The following is a 16,464-nucleotide window of genomic DNA, read 5'->3' as shown; positions in this document are numbered from 1 at the left end:
CGTGGACCTCGACGAGGCGGCGGACCGGCTCTACGGCATAGTGCCGGAGGAGTTCACCACGGCCCGGGACGCACTGGCCAAGGAGACGAGGGCCGCCGGCGACGCCGCGCTGGCCAAGCAGATCAAGGCGCTGCGCCGGCCGGCCGTCGTCGCCTGGGCGGTCAACCAGGCCGCCCGGCGGGAGGGGCTGCTCGATCCGCTGCTCGACCTCGGACGGCGGCTGCGCGAGGCGTGGCGGACCCAGGACGCCGAGGCGCTCGCGGACGCCGGTCGCGAACGCACCCGGCTCGTCGCCCGCGCCGTCCGGTCCGTACGGGAGAACGCCGAGGCGGCCGGGCGTCCGCTGGCTCCGGGGGCCGACCTGGAGATCGAACAGACCCTCGACGCGGCCGTGGTGGACGAGGAGGCGGCCGAGCGGGTGCGCCTGGGCAGGCTGACCCGCCCCCTCAGCCACAGCGGCTTCACCCCGGCCCCCGTCGTACGCCCGGCGCCCCGGGCCGGGGTGAAAGCGCCTGCCGCCGCGAAGGCGGCCGGGAAGACCGGCAGTGCGGGTGAGAGCCGGGAGGCGGAGACGAAGCGCCGGGCCACGGAACGGCGGGAGGCGGAACGGTGGCGCGGGAAGGCGGAACGCGAGCGACGGCTGGAAGATCTCGGACGCGCGCTCGCCGACGCCGAGGAGGCGGCGGCCGAGGCGGAGCGGAGCCGCGCCGGCTGGGCGGCCGAGCGCGCCGACGCCGTACGCGAGCACGAGCGGCGCGTGGAGAAGGTGGAGACGCTGACGGCCAAGCTCGCCAAGGCCAAGGACAAGCTGGACGCCGCCTCCCACCGGCTCGACGTCGCCCGGCGTGAGGAGGCGGGCGCGGAACGCGCCGCCCGCTCGGCCCGCAGCCGCGCCGGCGAGGCACGCGATGCCCTCGACGCCGCACGGTCCGCCGGGGACTGAGTCGGCCCGGGGTCATCGCAGGTGGGCGAGCGCCTCCAGCGGGCCTGCCATGAGGGGGGAGAAGGCCAGCTCGGCGGCGCCGATCAGCGTCGCGTCGTCCCCGAGGGCCGAGACGCGCAGCCGCACCCGCTCGCGCGAGATGAGCAGCACGTTGGCCTCCACCCGGCGGCGGACATGCTCCGCCGAGCCGGGGTACACGTCCCTGAGCATGCCACCGAAGATCACCAGGCCGGGGTTGAAGAGATTGATCAGGTTGGCCACCCCGATGCCCAGCCAGTCGCCGATCCGTCTCAGCGCCTCCGCGGCCGCCTCGTCGCCGTGCCCGGCCGCCGCCACCACGGCCCGCACCCCCTCGCGGCCGGTGAGCTCGCCGGACCGGCCGGCGGCGTCGATCAGGGCGTGCTCGCCGACCTCCGCCTCCAGGCAGCCGCGCGAGCCGCACATGCAGGGCCGCCCGTCGTACGGATTTATCACCATATGCCCCAGCTCGCAGCCGTAGCCGCCGTCACCGCCGAGCAGCCTGCCGCCGACGATGATCCCGCCGCCCACCCCGACGTCGCCGTGCAGGTAGACGAGGTTGTCGAAGCCCACGCCGGCTCCGCGCTCGTGCTCGGCCAGCGCGCCCAGGTGGGCCTCGTTGCCCACCGAGACCGGCAGCCCGAGCCCGGCCGCGAGTTCGTCGCCGAACGCCTGGTCGACCCAGCCCATGTAGGGCCCGTACCGGACCGTCCCGTCGGCAGGCCGGATCATGCCGCAGTAGGCCGCGCCGACGCCGGCGCACACCGAGCCCGGATCGGCCTCGCGCCGCAGTTCCCGGCCGAACTCCGCCAGCACGCCGACCACGTCGTCGAGGTCGGCGTCGGCGCGCCGCCGCCGCACCGCCTCCCTGCGGTCGAGGATGACCCCGCCGAGCCCCACTCTGGCGGCGACCAGCCGGTCCACCCGGACGTCGAAGGCCAGGACGTACACCCGGCCCGACTCGGGCCGCACCACCAGCGACGGCCGGCCCGCCCGGCGGGTGTCGGCGGGAAGCTCCTCGCGGACCAGGCCCGCGGCGGTGAGCTCGGCGGTCAGCGCCATGATCGTGCTGCGGTTCAGGCCCATCCGCCCGGCGAGCGCGGAACGGGAGACCGGGCCGTTCAGGTGGACGTGCCGCAGCAGGGCGCCGAGGTTGCCGCGGCGGATCTCCTCCTGGGTCCGGCCGCCTCTCGGCGTCGGCGGACCCTGCGAGCCGTGCGGACCCTGCGAGCCGTGCGGACCCTGTGGACTGGGAGCCGTCATCGCCGTATGCCGCCTTCACGCAGGGCGGACGCGCCCGTCATGCCGACCTCACCGAACCCCGCCACCCCGCGAGATTATCAACCGGGGTCCCGCTCAGGAACATCCCGCGAGGCGGCGCAGCGGGCCCCCGGCTTGTGGGTGACCGCGAAACGGAACGGCCGGGCGGGCGTGGTGCCCGGCCCGGCCGTCCTTTCGCGGACCGGGATTCAGGGTGAGGCGATCCGGCCGAGGCCGGGGGGGATCTTGGCGGCGGCGGCGCGGTCGAGCAGGAACAGCGTGCGCTGCCGCCCGCGCGCCCCGGCCGCCGGCACCTGGAACGGCCCCGCGCCGGACAGGGCGAGGTGGACGGCCTGCGCCTTGTCCCCGCCGGCCACCACGACCCAGGTCTCCCTGGCGGCCCTGAGCGCGGGGAACGTCAGCGACAGCCGGGTCGGCGGCGGCTTGGGGGAGCCGTGCACGGCCACCACCGAGCGCTCCTCCTCGTACACCGCGGGTCTGTCCGGGAACAGCGAGGCGACGTGGCCGTCCGGTCCCATCCCCAGCAGCAGCACGTCGAACGACGGCACCGGCCCGTGGTCCTCCGGCCTGGCCGCCTTGGCGAGCTCCACCGCGTACGCGTCGGCCGCCTCCTCGGCGGTCATCCCCGAGTCGGGGCCGGGCATGACGTGCACCCGCTCCGGGTCCACGTCCACGTGGTCGAGCAGCGCCTGCCGCGCCCCCGTCTCGTTGCGCTCCGGGTGGCCGGTCGGCAGGAACCGCTCGTCCCCCCACCAGATGTCGAGCGCCCGCCAGTCGATCGCGTCGTGCGCGGCCGTGGCCGCGAGCGCCGCGAGCGTCGCGATCCCGACGGTGCCGCCGGTGAGCACCAGGTGCGCCGAGCCGCGGGCGGCCTGCGTGTCCACCAGCCTCGTGACGAGGCGGGCGGACACGGCCTGGGCCAGCACATCGGCGTCGCGGTGGACGACGACCCCGGGGACGGCGGTCACGACCGCCTGCCCTTCTTCGCCTGAGGATCCGCCTGCTCGTTCGTCTGGGCCAGGCGGCGGATCGTGGCGGCGTAGATGTCGTCCGGGTCGAGCCGGCGCAACTCCTCGGCGAGCAGCTCCGAGGTCGGGCGGCGGGCGAGGGCGACCCTGCGGTCCGGGTGGCCCGGCCGCGACAGCGTGGCGAGCCGGGCGTCGCTCCGGCTCACCGTCATCTCGCCGCCGCCCTCGATCACCAGCCGTACCCCGGTCAGCCCCGGGCCGCCGGAGTCGGCGACCTCGATCGGCGCCTCCAGGCGGTCGCAGAGCCAGGCCGCCAGCAGCGGCGCGCTGGGGTTGCCCGGCGAGGCCTCCACGACGCCTCTTTCGATCTTCCCGACCGGCTGGTCGAAGGCGGCGGCCAGGAGGCTCCGCCACGGCGTCAGCCGGGTCCAGGCGAGGTCCGTGTCGCCCGGGACGTAGCTGGCGTCCCGGGCGGCGACGGCGGCCACGGTGTCCTGGGCCGACTTGGCGTCGGTGATCCGGCGGTTGGCCAGGTGCCCGATGGCGTCCTTCGCGGGAACCTCGGGACAGCCGCCCGGCCACCAGGCCACCACCGGCGTGTCGGTGAGCAGCAGCGGCATGATCACCGAGTCGCCGTGCTCGGTCAGCTCGCCGTACAGGCGCAGCAGCACGACCTCGCCCGGCGCCGACTCGCCGACCCGGATCTCGGCGTCGAGCCGGTTGGGCTCGGCCGAGTCACGGTTGATCACGATCAGGATGCGCGAGGGGTGCTCGCGCGCCGCGTCGGTGGCCGCGCGAAGGGCGTCGTACTGCCCGGCCTCGTCGACCACCACGACGAGCGTGAGCACCATGCCGACGGCGGGCGCGCCCATCTGGTGCCGCAGCCGGGTCAGCGTCGAAGAGATCTTCGACGCGGTCGTCTCGGTCAGGTTGAACGTCGTCACAGCCGCCTCCAGGCGCGTCCGTCCCTGGCGAGCATCGCGTCGGCCGAGGCGGGACCCCAGGAGCCCGACTCGTACCCCTCCGGCCTGCCCTGGGAGGCCCAGAACTCCTCGATCGGGTCGAGGATGCTCCAGGACAGCTCCACCTCCCGCTGGTGCGGGAACAGCGGCGGGTCGCCGATGAGCACGTCGAGCAGCAGCCGCTCGTACGCCTCGGGGGACGACTCCATGAACGACTCGCCGTAGGCGAAGTCCATGTTGACGTCCCTGACCTCCATCGCCGTGCCGGGCACCTTCGAGCCGAAGCGCACGGTGATGCCCTCGTCCGGCTGCACCCGGATGACCAGCGCGTTGTGGCCGAGTATCTCGGTGTCGTCCTGGCTGAACGGCAGGTGCGGCGCCCGCTGGAAGACCACCGCCACCTCGGTCATCCGGCGGCTGAGCCGCTTGCCGGTGCGCAGGTAGAACGGCACCCCCGCCCATCGGCGGTTGGCCACCTCCAGCTTCACCGCGGCGTACGTCTCGGTGGTGGAGTCGGGCGAGATGCCCTGCTCCTCCAGATAGCCGACGACCGGTTCACCGCCCTGCCACCCGCCGTCGTACTGGCCGCGGGCCGTGCCGGTGGACAGGTCGGCGGGCAGCCTGACCGCCCGCAGCACCTTCTCCTTCTCCCGGCGGAGGGAGTCGGCGTCGAAGGACGTGGGGTCCTCCATCGCGACGAGGGCCAGGAGTTGCAGCAGGTGGTTCTGGATCACGTCGCGGGCCGCGCCGATGCCGTCGTAGTAGCCGGCCCGGCCGCCGATGCCGATGTCCTCGGCCATCGTGATCTGCACGTGGTCGACGTAGCCGCGGTTCCAGATCGGCTCGTACAACGTGTTGGCGAACCGGAGCGCCAGGATGTTCTGGACGGTCTCCTTGCCGAGGTAGTGGTCGATCCGGAAGACCGAGCTCTCCGGGAACACCGCGCTGGTGATCTCGTTGAGCTCCCGGGCGCTCTTCAGGTCGTGCCCGAACGGCTTCTCGATGACCACCCGGCGCCAGGACCCGTCGGGGGCCTTGGCGAGGTTGGTCCGCTTGAGCTGCTCGACGACGACCGGGAAGAACTTCGGCGGCACCGACAGGTAGAAGGCGTAGTTGCCGCCGGTGCCCCGGGTCTCGTCGATCTCCTTGAGCATCATGGAGAGCACGTCGAACGCGCCGTCGTCGTCGAAGGTTCCGGGGCAGAAGTGGATGCCCTCGCTGAGCTGCTTCCAGACCTCCTCGCGGAACGGCGTCCGCGCGTGCTCCTTGACCGCCTCGTACGTGACCTGCGCGAAGTCCTCGTGCGCCCAGTCGCGGCGGGCGAAGCCGACCAGGGAGAAGCCCGGGGGCAGCAGCCCCCGGTTGCCCAGGTCGTAGATCGCCGGCAGCAGCTTGCGCTTGGCGAGGTCCCCGGTGACGCCGAACAGCACCAGCACGCAGGGCCCGGCGACCCGCGGCAGCCGCCGGTCGCGCGGGTCGCGCAGCGGGTTGACCTCCGTGGTCAGGTCGGTCGTGGCGGTGGTGGTGGCGGCCTGCGCGGCGGTCACCGCCGCGTGCTCCGCCACCGGCAGCGCCACGTCGTGGACCTGCTCGGCAGCCGGGGCCTGCTCGTCGGCTTTCGCCTGGCCCGGCGCCGCGCGGTCCTCGTCGGCCCGGGGCTCCTGGTGCTCCGTCATGTCTCCTCCGGGGGGACGGGCCCGTCGCCGGTAACGCATCGCATGGTCAGAGCTCCTCGGCCACGGAGAGCAGGTGCCTGACTCCGGCGACGCGGTCGGTCAGGTGCAGCCGCACGGCCGGCCTGCCCCGGGAGGTCAGGGCCCCCAGGTCGCCCAGCGCCTGCGCGAGCTGGAGCCTGCCCAGCGTGTACGGCTTGCCCGGCACCTCGACGTCGTCGGTGACAGCCCCGGTGACCTGGAGGAACACCCCTTCCGACGGCCCGCCCTTGTGGTACTGGCCGGTCGAGTGCAGGAAGCGCGGCCCCCAGCCGAATGTGACGGCGTGGTCGGTCCGGTAGTCGAGCAGCGCCCGGAGGGTGGCGACGTCGGCGCCGGCCCACGTCTCGGTCATCTGCTCGAAGGACGCCTCGCCGACGACCGCCGCGTCGAACGCCGCCTCGCGGTCGAGGTAGGCCATGATCGCCAGGTAGCCGCGCTCGGGGATCGAACGCAGCAGCCAGGTGAGGACGTCGGCGAGATTCTTCAGGTCGCCGGGCACGTCGCCGTACACCTCGACCGGGCCGTCGGTGAGCATCGGGGTGCCGGTCGGCAGGGGGCCGCCTCCGGCCTCCTCCAGGAGCCGGGTCGTGTTCTCCTTCGACTCGGCGACGTTCGGCTGGTCGAACGGGTTGATCCCGAGCACCCGGCCCGCGACCGCCGTGGCGTACTCCCAGACCAGGAACTGCGCGCCGAGCGGTCCGTCGACGGTCGTGCCGCTGTCGGGGCCGATCGAGACGAGGAACTGGTCGTCGGCCTCGGCCGCCTCGGCGCCGACGACGGGCAGGACGCCCTTGCCCTCCTTGCCGGTCGACTCGGCGATGAGCTGCTCGATCCAGTCGGGCAGGCCGATGATGTCGGACATCGCGTCCCGCAGGATCAGCTTGTCGCGCCCGCGCAGGGCCTGCGCGCCGAGCAGCGCGCCGAGGTCGAGGCCGGGGTTGCCCTCGTCCTGGGCGAGCAGCGGCGCGACGGCGGCGGCGTCGTCGAGCAGCTTCGCCACGTCCGCGCCCGCCAGGGCGCTCGGCACCAGGCCGAACGCGGTGAGCGCGCTGTAGCGGCCGCCGACGTTCGGGTCGGCGAGGACCACCGGGTAGCCGGCCTCGCCCGCCGCCCGCTCCAGCGGCGAGCCCGGGTCGGTGACGACCACGATCCGCTCGGCCGGGTCGATGCCCGCGTCGCGGAACGCCTGCTCGTAGACGCGCCGGTGGCTGTCGGTCTCGACCGTGCCGCCGCTCTTGCTCGACACCACGAGGATCGTGCGGTCGAGCCGGTCGGCGAGCGCCCGCCGCACCTGGTGCGGGTCGGTGGTGTCGAGGACGGTCAGCGGGACGTCCTCGGTGGCGCAGATCACCTCGGGGGCGAGGGAGGAGCCGCCCATCCCGGCGAGCACGACGTGGTCCAGGCCCGCGGCGCGGGCCCGCTCCACCAGCGTCGCGATCTGCGGCAGCAGCTCCCGGCTCGTGGTCGGCAGGCCGAGCCAGCCCAGCCGGATCGCGGCCTCGGGCTGCGCCTGCGGCCCCCAGAGGGCGGGGTCGCCCGCGGCGAGAGCCGCGGGCACCCCCTCGGCCACGAGCTTGTCCCTGACAGCGCCGACGGCGTCCGCCTCGTCGCCGAGGGTCACCTCGATAGTCATATGAAGATCAGGCCTTCCGCAGCTCGCCGTCGACGGTCTCCAGCAGCTCGCCCCAGGACGTCTCGAACTTCTCGAGGCCCTCCTCCTCCAGCGCGCGGACCACGTCGTCGTAGTCGATGCCGGCCTGCTTGAGCGAGGCCATGACATCCCACGCCTGCTGGTAGAAGGGGCGGATGGTGTCGCCGGAGATCCGGCCGTGGTCGGCCGAGGCGTCCAGCGTCTTCTCGGGCATCGTGTTCACCACTCCCGCGGTGACCAGTTGCTCGACGTACAGGGTGTCGGGGAGATCGGGGTTCTTCACGCCCGTGGACGCCCACAGGGGACGCTGCGGGTGCGCGCCCGCCGCGTGCAGCGTCTGCCAGCGCGGGGAGTTCACGACCTCCTCGTACGCCGCGTAGGCCAGGCGGGCGTTGGCCACCGCGGCCCGGCCCTTCAGCTCGGCGGCCTCCGGCGTGCCGATCTTGTCGAGGCGGGAGTCGATCTCGGTGTCCACCCGGCTGACGAAGAACGACGCGACCGACTCGATCGTGGCCAGGTCGAGGCCGTTGGCCTTCGCCTTCTCCAGCCCGCTCAGCCAGGCGTCGAGCACCTGGCGGTAGCGCTCCAGCGAGAAGATCAGCGTGACGTTGACGCTGATGCCCTCGGCGATGGCCTGGGTGATCGCCGGCAGGCCCTCGACCGTCGCGGGGATCTTGATGTGCACGTTCGGCCGGTCGACCATCCACCACAGCGCGCGGGCCTCGGCGATGGTCGCGTCGGTCCGGCGGGCCAGGCGCGGGTCCACCTCGATCGACACGCGGCCGTCGACGCCGCGGGTGGCGTCGAAGACCGGCCGCAGCACGTCGGCCGCCCAGCGGATGTCGAACGTGGTGATCGCGCGTACGGCCTCCTCGACCGTCACCCCGCGCGTGGCGAGGTCGCGCAGTTGCGCGTCGTACGCGTCGCCCTTGCTGAGCGCGGAGGCGAAGATCGTGGGGTTGGAGGTGACCCCGGTCACGTTCTTGTCGCGGATCAGGGTGGAGAGGTTGCCGGAACGCAGCCGCTCCCGGCTGATGTCGTCGAGCCAGATGGAGACTCCGGCGTCGGACAGCCGCTTCAGGTTCTCATTCATCCTTCGTCCCTCAGTTTCCGGTCGTCTCGCCCTTGTCGGCGCCCGTCTTGGCCAGGCTGGCCTTGGCGGCGGCGACGACGCGGTCGGCGGTGAGGCCGAACTGCTCGTAGATCGTCTTGTACGGCGCGGAGGCGCCGAAGTGATCGAGACCGAGGACCTCGCCCGCGTCACCCACGAACTCGCGCCAGCCGAGCGGGATTCCCGCCTCGACGGCGACCCTGGCGCGCACGGCGGGGGGCAGCACGGTCTGCTTGTAGGCCGGGTCCTGCTCCTGGAACCACTCGACGCACGGCATCGAGACGACGCGGGTCGGGATGCCCTGCGACTCCAGGATCGTGCGGGCCTCGACGGCGAGCTGGACCTCGCTGCCGGTGCCGATGATCACTACGGCCGGCTGGCCGTTCGACGCGTCCTGCAGCACGTAGCCGCCCCTGGCGACGGCGTCGGCGTCGCCGGCACCCTCCAGGGTCGGGACGTTCTGCCGGGTCAGGGCGAGGCCCGCCGGCCGGTCGTCGTGCTCCAGCACGGCCTTCCAGGCGGCCGCCGTCTCGTTGGCGTCCGCCGGGCGGACGACGTCGAGGCCGGGGATCGCGCGCAGCGCCCACAGGTGCTCGATCGGCTGGTGGGTCGGGCCGTCCTCGCCGAGGCCGATCGAGTCGTGCGTCCAGACGTAGGTCACCGGCAGCTTCATCAGCGCGGCGAGCCGCACCGACGGGCGCATGTAGTCGCTGAACACCAGGAACGTGCCGCCGTACGGGCGGGTGCCGTTGTGCAGCGCGATGCCGTTGAGGATCGCGCCCATGCCGTGCTCGCGGATGCCGAAGTGGAGCGTCCGGCCGTACCTGTCGCCGGGGAACTCCTTGGTCTGGTACTCGTCCGGGATGAAGGACGGCTCGCCCTTCATCGTGGTGTTGTTGGACTCCGCCAGGTCGGCCGAGCCGCCCCACAGCTCCGGCAGCACCGGCGCGAGCGCGCTCAGCACCTCGCCGGACGCCTTGCGGGTGGCCACCTGCGAGCCGATCTCGAACGTCGGCAGCGCCTTGTCCCAGCCCTCGGGCAGCTTGCGGCCGGAGATGCGGTCGAACAGCTCCGCCCGCTCCGGGTTGGCCGAACGCCAGGCCTGGTAGCCCTCGTTCCACTCGGCGCGCAGCGCCCGGCCACGCTGGACGACCTCGCGGGCGTGGTCCAGCACCTCGCCGGGGACGTCGAAGCTCTTCTCCGGGTCCATGCCGAGGACGCGCTTGGTCGCGGCGACCTCCTCGGCGCCCAGGGCCGAGCCGTGGATCTTGCCGGTGTTCTGCTTGTTCGGCGCCGGCCAGCCGATGACCGTGCGGAGCTTGATGAACGTGGGCCGCTCGGTCTCCGCGCGGGCCGCCTCCATCGCCGCGTACAGCGCCTGGACGTCCTCCTGGTACTCCCCGGTGGCGGTCCAGTCGACCTCCAGGACGTGCCAGCCGTACGCCTCGTAGCGCTTGGCGATGTCCTCGGAGAGGGCGATCTGGGTGTCGTCCTCGATGGAGATGTGGTTGGAGTCGAAGACGACGGCGAGGTTGCCGAGCTTCTGGTGGCCGGCGAGCGCGCTGACCTCGTGGCTGATGCCCTCCTCGAGGTCGCCCTCCGAGGCGAAGCACCAGATCATGTGGTCGAACGGCGAGGCGCCCTCGGCCGCGTCGGGATCGAACAGGCCGCGCTCGCGGCGGGCGGCCATGGCCATGCCGACCGCGTTGCCGACGCCCTGGCCGAGCGGGCCGGTCGTGGTCTCCACACCGAGGGTGTGGCCGTACTCCGGGTGACCCGGGGTGAGGCTGCCCCACTGGCGCAGCGACTTCAGGTCGTCGAGGGTCAGGCCATAGCCGGACAGGTAGAGCTGGATGTAAAGCGTCAGGCTCGAATGCCCACAGGAAAGGACGAATCTGTCACGTCCCGCCCACTTGGGATCCGAGGGGTCGTGCCGCAGGACCCGCTGGAAGAGAAGGTAGGCGGCGGGGGCGAGGCTCATCGCGGTGCCGGGGTGACCCGATCCCGCCTTCTCCACGGCGTCCATCGCAAGGGCACGTACGACGTCGACCGACTGCCGGTCAAGGTCACTCCACTCAAGGCTTGCGCTGCTCAACTGCTCGATCCCCTCATAGTTTTCGCGCCGGTTCTGGCATTTCCCGCCCACAGGGGACCCTAACGGGTCGGCAGTAATACCGTTTGGTAGGCACCTCCGGTACGCGCCCGCGACTTCGCCCCCGGTTCGGGGACCACCCACTCCGGCGACTACAGTGAATGCTCAAGTGCCGGCCGCTGCCCGGAGATCCGCCCTAATCAGAAGGTTACGCGTTGACCTCGCACGTGTTGGAAGCGCCTTGACGGTCCTGACGAACAAGCAGGCGGTGGCCCCCCTCGGGCCGACCGCGACGGCCACGGCTCCCCGCTCCGCCGGGGCGCTCGTGAAGGCCTACGTGGCGCTCACCAAGCCGCGGATCATCGAACTGCTGCTGATCACGACCCTGCCGGTCATGTTCCTCGCGGCGCGCGGGCTGCCCGACCTGTGGACGGCCACCGCGACGATGGTCTTCGGCACGCTCTCCGCGGGCAGCGCGAACGTGCTGAACTGCTACATCGACCGGGACATCGACCGCACGATGCGGCGGACCCGCAGGCGGCCGCTCGCCAAGCACGACGTCTCCCCGGCGGGCGCGCTGGTCTTCGGTGTGATTCTCGGCACGTTGTCCACCCTCGGCCTCGCCCTCACGGTGAACGCGCTGGCCGCCGCTCTGTCGCTGGGCGCGATCCTGTTCTACGTCTTCGTCTACTCGCTGGTGCTGAAGAGGCGTACGTCACAGAACATCGTGTGGGGCGGCATCGCCGGGTGCATGCCGGTGCTGATCGGCTGGGCCGGCATCACCGGCGGGCTGTCGTGGGCGCCGGTCGTGCTGTTCGGCGTGGTGTTCTTCTGGACGCCGCCGCACACCTGGACCCTCGCCATGCGCTACCGCGAGGACTACGCGGCGGCCGAGGTGCCGATGCTCCCGGTGGTGGCCACCGAGCGCCGGGTGGTGGGGCAGGTCGTCGCCTACACCTGGGCCACCGTGCTGTGCTCGCTGCTGCTGTGGCCGGTCGCCGGCACCTCCCTGTTCTACCCCGCCGTCGCGCTCGTGCTCGGCGTGGTCTGCCTGGTGGAGGTCCACCGCCTGCTGGGCCGGGTGAACGCCGGCAAGACCGGCGTCGACCTGCGGCCGATGCGGTTCTTCCACTGGTCGAACATCTACCTGGCGCTGCTGTTCCTCGCCGTCGCGATCGACTCGCTGCTCGTCTGATCCGGGTCGTCTGGGCGGGATCAGCGGCGGTAGGTCCTCCGCACGTTGTCGTCGGGCGCGGGCGTGCGATCACCCGCCGGGCCCTCGGCGAAGCCCTTCAGCACGTTGGTCGTCGCGGTCGTGACGAAGGCCCGCGTGCGCGCGCCGATGCCGTGCGCCCGGGGCAGGTCCCGGGTGCCCGCCATGAGCGTCTCGGCCCACCGCATGGTCCCGGAGGCGAACACCCCGGCCCCGCCCGGCGCCGTGTAGTAGGCCGCGTCGGCGAAGCTGGGCCGTCCCACGCAGGTGACCGGCGAGTGGGCGAGGATCTGCAGCGGCCTCGGCGTCGGCACGTCGGTGTTCACCCGGTCGTACTCCACCCCCACCAGGTGGGGAAAGGCGTCACCGCGGCGCGCGCCGGTGCCGGCGAAGATCCAATGACCAGGCTCGTGTACGACGAAGGGCGCGTCGACCGGATAACCGTCGTAGTAGACCCCGACGAGCGACGACTCGGGGTCGGGCTTCGGCGCCGCCCGGAAGTCGGTGGTCGCGAGCGACGGGTGCCTGCGGACCAGCGGGTCGAGGTCCACCGCGGTCTTGTAGCAGACCACCGTCCGGCCGTCGTCCTCCAGTCGCACGCGGCGGTAGCACGTGTTCGCGCCCAGGAAGGCGAGGTTGACGCCCGCGTCGCGGGCCCCGGCCACGGAGCGGCGGACCCCGGGCGTCCAGTACTCGTCGTGGCCGAGGAAGATCACGGCGGAGGCGCCGGACAGCACGTCGTGGCCGTCCTCCAGGTCGCCGTGCGTCGTGTAGGCCAGGGGCAGGCCGAGCCGTTCCGCCAGCGCCACCACCGGCCGTTCGTGGACCAGGAACTTCTCCATCCCGGTCCGGTCGTACGGCCGGTCGAAGCTGACCGCGAGCGACCGGCTCTCGTACCTGCCGTCCTCCCCGTAGTAGAGGCTGTAGCCGCCCCACCGGTTGTAGGCCTGCCAGGTCGGGGTCGCGTGGACGAGCACCGTACGGCCGGCTCCGGAGGCCGAGCGCACGACCAGGGGCACGTACCGCTGGTGGCCGCGCTCGGAGTCGAGGCGCAGCAGGTAGACCCCCTCGGGCCAGCCCTCGGTCGGCACCGTCATGCTCCGCCGCCAGCCGGCCCGCACGGTGCGGGTGTCCCCTGCCGCTCCCCTGCCGCGGCCCTGGTCACGGCCGCGCGCCCACGCCGAGCGCCACACCCGGCGGGCCAGGGCGCCGCCGTACCAGCCCATCCGGTAGGCGGTGACCCGGAAGCGGTCCCCGGTCGTGGACACGTGCAGCCCGAAGGTCTCGCCGGGCGGCACGCTCGCGCGGTCGCAGTAGCCCTCGATCGCCTCGTCGGGGCCGGTCCGGCGAATCCGCCAGTCCGGATCGCCGGCCAGGAGCCGTTCCGGTGCGGGCGTGCGGGACGATCCGGGCGAGGCGGCGGTTCCCGAGGGCGTGGCCTGCCCCGACCCCCTGAGCTGTACGGCGGGCTCGCAGGCGGCGACCGAGCCGGCGACCGACCCGGCGGCCGCCGCGGCCGCGACGCGCAGGAAGCCGCGCCGCCCGAGCCCGCCGCGTGGTGCGACGTTCACGATCGATTATTGTGCCGTGGGTTCCGGGTGACTTCGCCGATCCTCCGGTTCGACATGCGGGATACTTCCCGGCGCGGGATCTTTGGGATCTCCTGGGACCGGAGGGGGACCGCAGCGGCCGTGTTCGGTTACAGTCGCAAAGTGGCAGGCCTCGACCCTCGCGCCGTCCTGAAGGAACGCCCGTCCGTCGGTCTGATCGCGGGCCTGGTCATCGCCGGGATCTGCGCCCTGGTGTCGTTCTCCTTCGACATCATCAACGGCGACCCGGTCCAGTTCTTCATCGCGCTCGGGCTCGCGGTGGCGCCGGTGCCGCTGCTGCTCGCGGGCGTGCTCGCGCTGGACCGCATGGAACCCGAGCCGCGCAGCAACCTGGTCTTCGCGTTCGCCTGGGGCGCCGGCATCGCCGTGCTGCTCGCCGGGCTGCTGAACTCGCTCAACCTCGTCTACGTCGCCCACCAGCTCGGCGACGTCGGAAACGCGCGGAACCTGGTCGCCACCTTCGGCGCGCCGCCGGTCGAGGAGACGGCGAAGGGCCTGGTGCTGCTCGGGCTGCTCTGGTTCCGCCGGCACGAGCTCGACGGCCCGACCGACGGAATCATCTACGCGAGCATGGTCGGGCTGGGCTTCGCCATGTCCGAGAACGTCAGCTACTACATCGCCGCGCTGCAGGAGAACGGCGCCCAGGGGCTCGCCGCCACGCTCGTGCTGCGGGCCGTGCTCTCGCCGTTCGCCCATCCGCTGTTCACCTCGCTGATCGGCATCGCGGTCGCGTACGCCGCCCAGCGCCGGGGCGCGGTGGGCGTCATCGTGATCGTCGTCGGCTGGATCGGCGCGATGCTCCTGCACGGCCTGTGGAACGGCCTGGCCACCTTCGGCGGGCTCGGCGGGCTGGCCGTCGCCTACCTGCTGCTGATGCTGCTGCTCGTGGTCGAGCTCATCGTGATCTTCCGGGACAGGCGGCGGATCGTCGGGCTGATCCAGCACTACCTGCCGCCGTACGAGCGCAACGGGCTGATCAACCAGGCCGACATCTTCATGCTGTCGTCGCTGCGCCGCCGGCGGCACGCCCGGGCCTGGGCCAAGGCCCTCGGCGGCCGGGCCGGGGCGCGAGCCATGATCGACTATCAGCTCGCCTCGACCGAGCTCGGGCTGCTGCACGCCCGCGCGGCCAGGGGAGGGGTCGACGAGGAGACCTTCCGCGCCCAGCAGCGGTCGCTGGCGGACCTGATGGCCTACGCCCGGATGTCGTTCCCGCTGCCGGAGCGCCACCAGGCGGACGCGGCGCGCGGGGTGCCGCCTCCCGGGTACGCCCCCGGCGCGCCCCCGCCGGGGCGACGGCCGGGCGGCCCCGCCGTGCCGCCCTGGTACGGCCCGCCCGGTCCCGGGGGTGTCTCCCCCGGCGGCCACGCTCCCGGTGGTCCTCCCCCCAGCGGGCTCCCTCCCGCCGGTTACGGGCAGCCGCCGCCGCCCGGTCCCGGCGGGTACGGCCCTCCGCCTGCCTGATTGGGCCTGTCTGATCGGGCCCGCGTGATCGGGCCGGGTGATCGGTGGATTCGCCGGTCGAGGTTGGCCCGGGCGCCTCGCGCGTGTTTCAATCACTGTGCGCGGTGGCCACTGATGGGTGGGCTCAGGAGGGCGTGCGGCGATGCCGCACGCGTTCTTCTCGTACGACAGCCCAAGACGGCGCGACCCTTCCGCACCGGAGGCGCGCCCGCCCATCAGAGGAGAACCCCTGTGAGATTCCTGCCCCTGCGAACTCCGCGATTGAGATCCAGGCGCAACCTCGTCGTCTTCGCCGCGGTGGCGGCCCTGCTCGCCGGCGTCGTCGCGATAGTGACCCAGACCGCCGCCGAGGCCCACGGCGCCCTGCAGGCCCCCGCCAGCCGCACCTACGCCTGCTACACCGACGGACTGACCGGCGGCCAGATCATTCCCAAGAACGCCGCCTGCAAGGACGCGGTGGCGGCCGGCGGCACCCAGCCCCTCTACGACTGGTACGGCGTGCTCCGCTCCGACGGCGGCGGCCGCACCCGGGGCTTCATCCCGGACGGCCAGCTGTGCAGCGGCGGTTTCAGCAAGTACGCCGCCTACGACGCGGCCAGGACCGACTGGCCGACCACCACGCTCAGGGCCGGCGCGACGTACGATTTCGTCTACGGCGCCTGGGTGCCCCACCCCGGCGGCTTCAAGCTCTACGTCACCAAGGACGGCTACAACCCGACCAAGCCGCTCACCTGGGCGGACATGGAGGAACAGCCGTTCCTCACGGCCGACCCCGAGCCCGCGGTCACCAACGGCGCCTATCGCTTCTCGGGCAAGCTGCCCAACAAGAGCGGCCGGCACATCATCTACGCCGTCTGGTACCGGTCCGACAGCCAGGAGACCTTCTACGGCTGCTCGGACGTGGACTTCGTCGGCGGCAACCCGTCGCCGAGCGCGTCCCCCAGTGCCAGTCCCAGCCCCAGTGCCAGCCCGAGCGCCAAGCCCAGCGCCACCCCGAGCGTCACGCCCAGCCGGAGCCCCTCGGCGTCCCCGACGACCGGGAACCCGTCCTGCACCGCCACGGTGAAGCTGACCAACACCTGGCCGGGCGGCTTCCAGGGCGAGGCCACGATCAAGAACACCGGCACGACGCCGCTGAACGGCTGGTACATCCAGTGGCAGCTGTCGAACGGCGCGACGGTCACCCAGGCGTGGAACGGGACCTCGATGCAGAGCGGGCCGTTCGCGATGATCCACGCGCCGGACTACAACAACTCGCTGGCCCCGGGTTCCTCGGCCACGGCCGGGTTCCTCGGCTCCGGGTCGGCGGTGCCGGCGATCAGCGACATCAGCTGCGGCTGAGCGGCGCGCGACGGTGAACTGAATCCGGATTCGCGGGAGACGCCGGGGAGGCCGCCGTGACGGCCTCCCCGGCGTCGCGCGATGGGTGAGCGGAG

Annotated in this window: 12 protein-coding genes; 4 read left to right on the top strand and 8 right to left on the bottom strand. The window is 72.8% G+C overall.

Features of this window, described 5'->3' with window-relative positions; all coding sequences use genetic code 11:
* The first annotated feature begins 1 nt into the window (after position 1).
* Complete coding sequence (locus OG344_RS28370) at positions 2 to 943, top strand: hypothetical protein (RefSeq protein WP_405085706.1); 942 nt, start codon at positions 2 to 4, stop codon at positions 941 to 943.
* A 12-nt stretch (positions 944 to 955) separates the two neighbouring features.
* Here the strand turns inward: OG344_RS28370 and OG344_RS28365 are convergent, their stop codons facing one another.
* The 7 genes from OG344_RS28365 to tkt form a co-directional block, all read right to left on the bottom strand.
* Positions 956 to 2,224, bottom strand: a complete 1,269-nt coding sequence (locus tag OG344_RS28365) for an ROK family protein (protein ID WP_405085705.1) — start codon at positions 2,222 to 2,224, stop codon at positions 956 to 958.
* Positions 2,225 to 2,430: 206 nt separating this feature from the next.
* The gene (gene pgl, locus OG344_RS28360) at positions 2,431 to 3,210 is read right to left on the bottom strand and encodes a 6-phosphogluconolactonase (RefSeq protein WP_405085704.1); all 780 of its coding nucleotides are present in this window, start codon (positions 3,208 to 3,210) and stop codon (positions 2,431 to 2,433) included.
* Positions 3,207 to 4,154, bottom strand: a complete 948-nt coding sequence (locus OG344_RS28355) for a glucose-6-phosphate dehydrogenase assembly protein OpcA (RefSeq protein WP_405085703.1) — start codon at positions 4,152 to 4,154, stop codon at positions 3,207 to 3,209. The genes pgl and OG344_RS28355 overlap by 4 nt, the downstream gene beginning before the upstream one ends.
* The gene (gene zwf, locus OG344_RS28350) at positions 4,151 to 5,848 is read right to left on the bottom strand and encodes a glucose-6-phosphate dehydrogenase (RefSeq protein WP_405085702.1); all 1,698 of its coding nucleotides are present in this window, start codon (positions 5,846 to 5,848) and stop codon (positions 4,151 to 4,153) included. The genes OG344_RS28355 and zwf overlap by 4 nt, the downstream gene beginning before the upstream one ends.
* Before the next feature lie 46 nt (positions 5,849 to 5,894).
* The gene (locus tag OG344_RS28345; RefSeq protein ID WP_405085701.1) at positions 5,895 to 7,520 is read right to left on the bottom strand and encodes a glucose-6-phosphate isomerase; all 1,626 of its coding nucleotides are present in this window, start codon (positions 7,518 to 7,520) and stop codon (positions 5,895 to 5,897) included.
* 7 nt (positions 7,521 to 7,527) lie between these two features.
* Positions 7,528 to 8,631 (bottom strand): transaldolase, encoded by a 1,104-nt coding sequence (gene tal, locus OG344_RS28340; protein WP_327046303.1) that lies wholly within the window; start codon positions 8,629 to 8,631, stop codon positions 7,528 to 7,530.
* A 10-nt stretch (positions 8,632 to 8,641) separates the two neighbouring features.
* Positions 8,642 to 10,744, bottom strand: a complete 2,103-nt coding sequence (tkt, locus tag OG344_RS28335) for a transketolase (RefSeq protein WP_405085700.1) — start codon at positions 10,742 to 10,744, stop codon at positions 8,642 to 8,644.
* A gap of 238 nt (positions 10,745 to 10,982) precedes the next feature.
* Here tkt and OG344_RS28330 point away from each other — a divergent pair, with 238 nt between their 5' ends.
* Positions 10,983 to 11,936 (top strand): heme o synthase, encoded by a 954-nt coding sequence (locus OG344_RS28330; protein WP_405085699.1) that lies wholly within the window; start codon positions 10,983 to 10,985, stop codon positions 11,934 to 11,936.
* Between the two features lie 20 nt (positions 11,937 to 11,956).
* Here OG344_RS28330 and OG344_RS28325 read toward each other — a convergent pair whose 3' ends face one another.
* On the bottom strand, positions 11,957 to 13,525 hold the full coding sequence (locus tag OG344_RS28325; protein WP_405085698.1) for a N,N-dimethylformamidase beta subunit family domain-containing protein: 1,569 nt from the start codon (positions 13,523 to 13,525) through the stop codon (positions 11,957 to 11,959).
* A 141-nt stretch (positions 13,526 to 13,666) separates the two neighbouring features.
* Between OG344_RS28325 and OG344_RS28320 the strand changes: the two genes are divergently transcribed.
* A complete protein-coding gene (locus OG344_RS28320; protein ID WP_405085697.1) occupies positions 13,667 to 15,028 on the top strand; it encodes a PrsW family intramembrane metalloprotease in 1,362 nt (453 codons plus the stop codon).
* A 231-nt stretch (positions 15,029 to 15,259) separates the two neighbouring features.
* A complete protein-coding gene (locus tag OG344_RS28315) occupies positions 15,260 to 16,369 on the top strand; it encodes a lytic polysaccharide monooxygenase (RefSeq protein ID WP_405085696.1) in 1,110 nt (369 codons plus the stop codon).
* Positions 16,370 to 16,464: the final 95 nt, after the last annotated feature.

The organism is Microbispora sp. NBC_01389, assembly GCF_045040095.1.
In the GTDB taxonomy this organism is placed as follows: Bacteria; Actinomycetota; Actinomycetes; order Streptosporangiales; family Streptosporangiaceae; genus Microbispora.
Note: the sequence above shows the minus strand (reverse complement) of the source record. Positions and strands in the feature narration are given on the sequence as shown.

What these genes read in the sequence shown, in the direction of transcription:
- tal (WP_327046303.1), bottom strand. Translation starts at nt 8,631, where the DNA reads ATGAATGAGAACCTGAAGCGGCTGTCCGACGCCGGAGTCTCCATCTGG.
- zwf (WP_405085702.1), bottom strand. Translation starts at nt 5,848, where the DNA reads ATGACGGAGCACCAGGAGCCCCGGGCCGACGAGGACCGCGCGGCGCCG.
- OG344_RS28345 (WP_405085701.1), bottom strand. Translation starts at nt 7,520, where the DNA reads ATGACTATCGAGGTGACCCTCGGCGACGAGGCGGACGCCGTCGGCGCT.
- OG344_RS28365 (WP_405085705.1), bottom strand. Translation starts at nt 2,224, where the DNA reads ATGACGGCTCCCAGTCCACAGGGTCCGCACGGCTCGCAGGGTCCGCAC.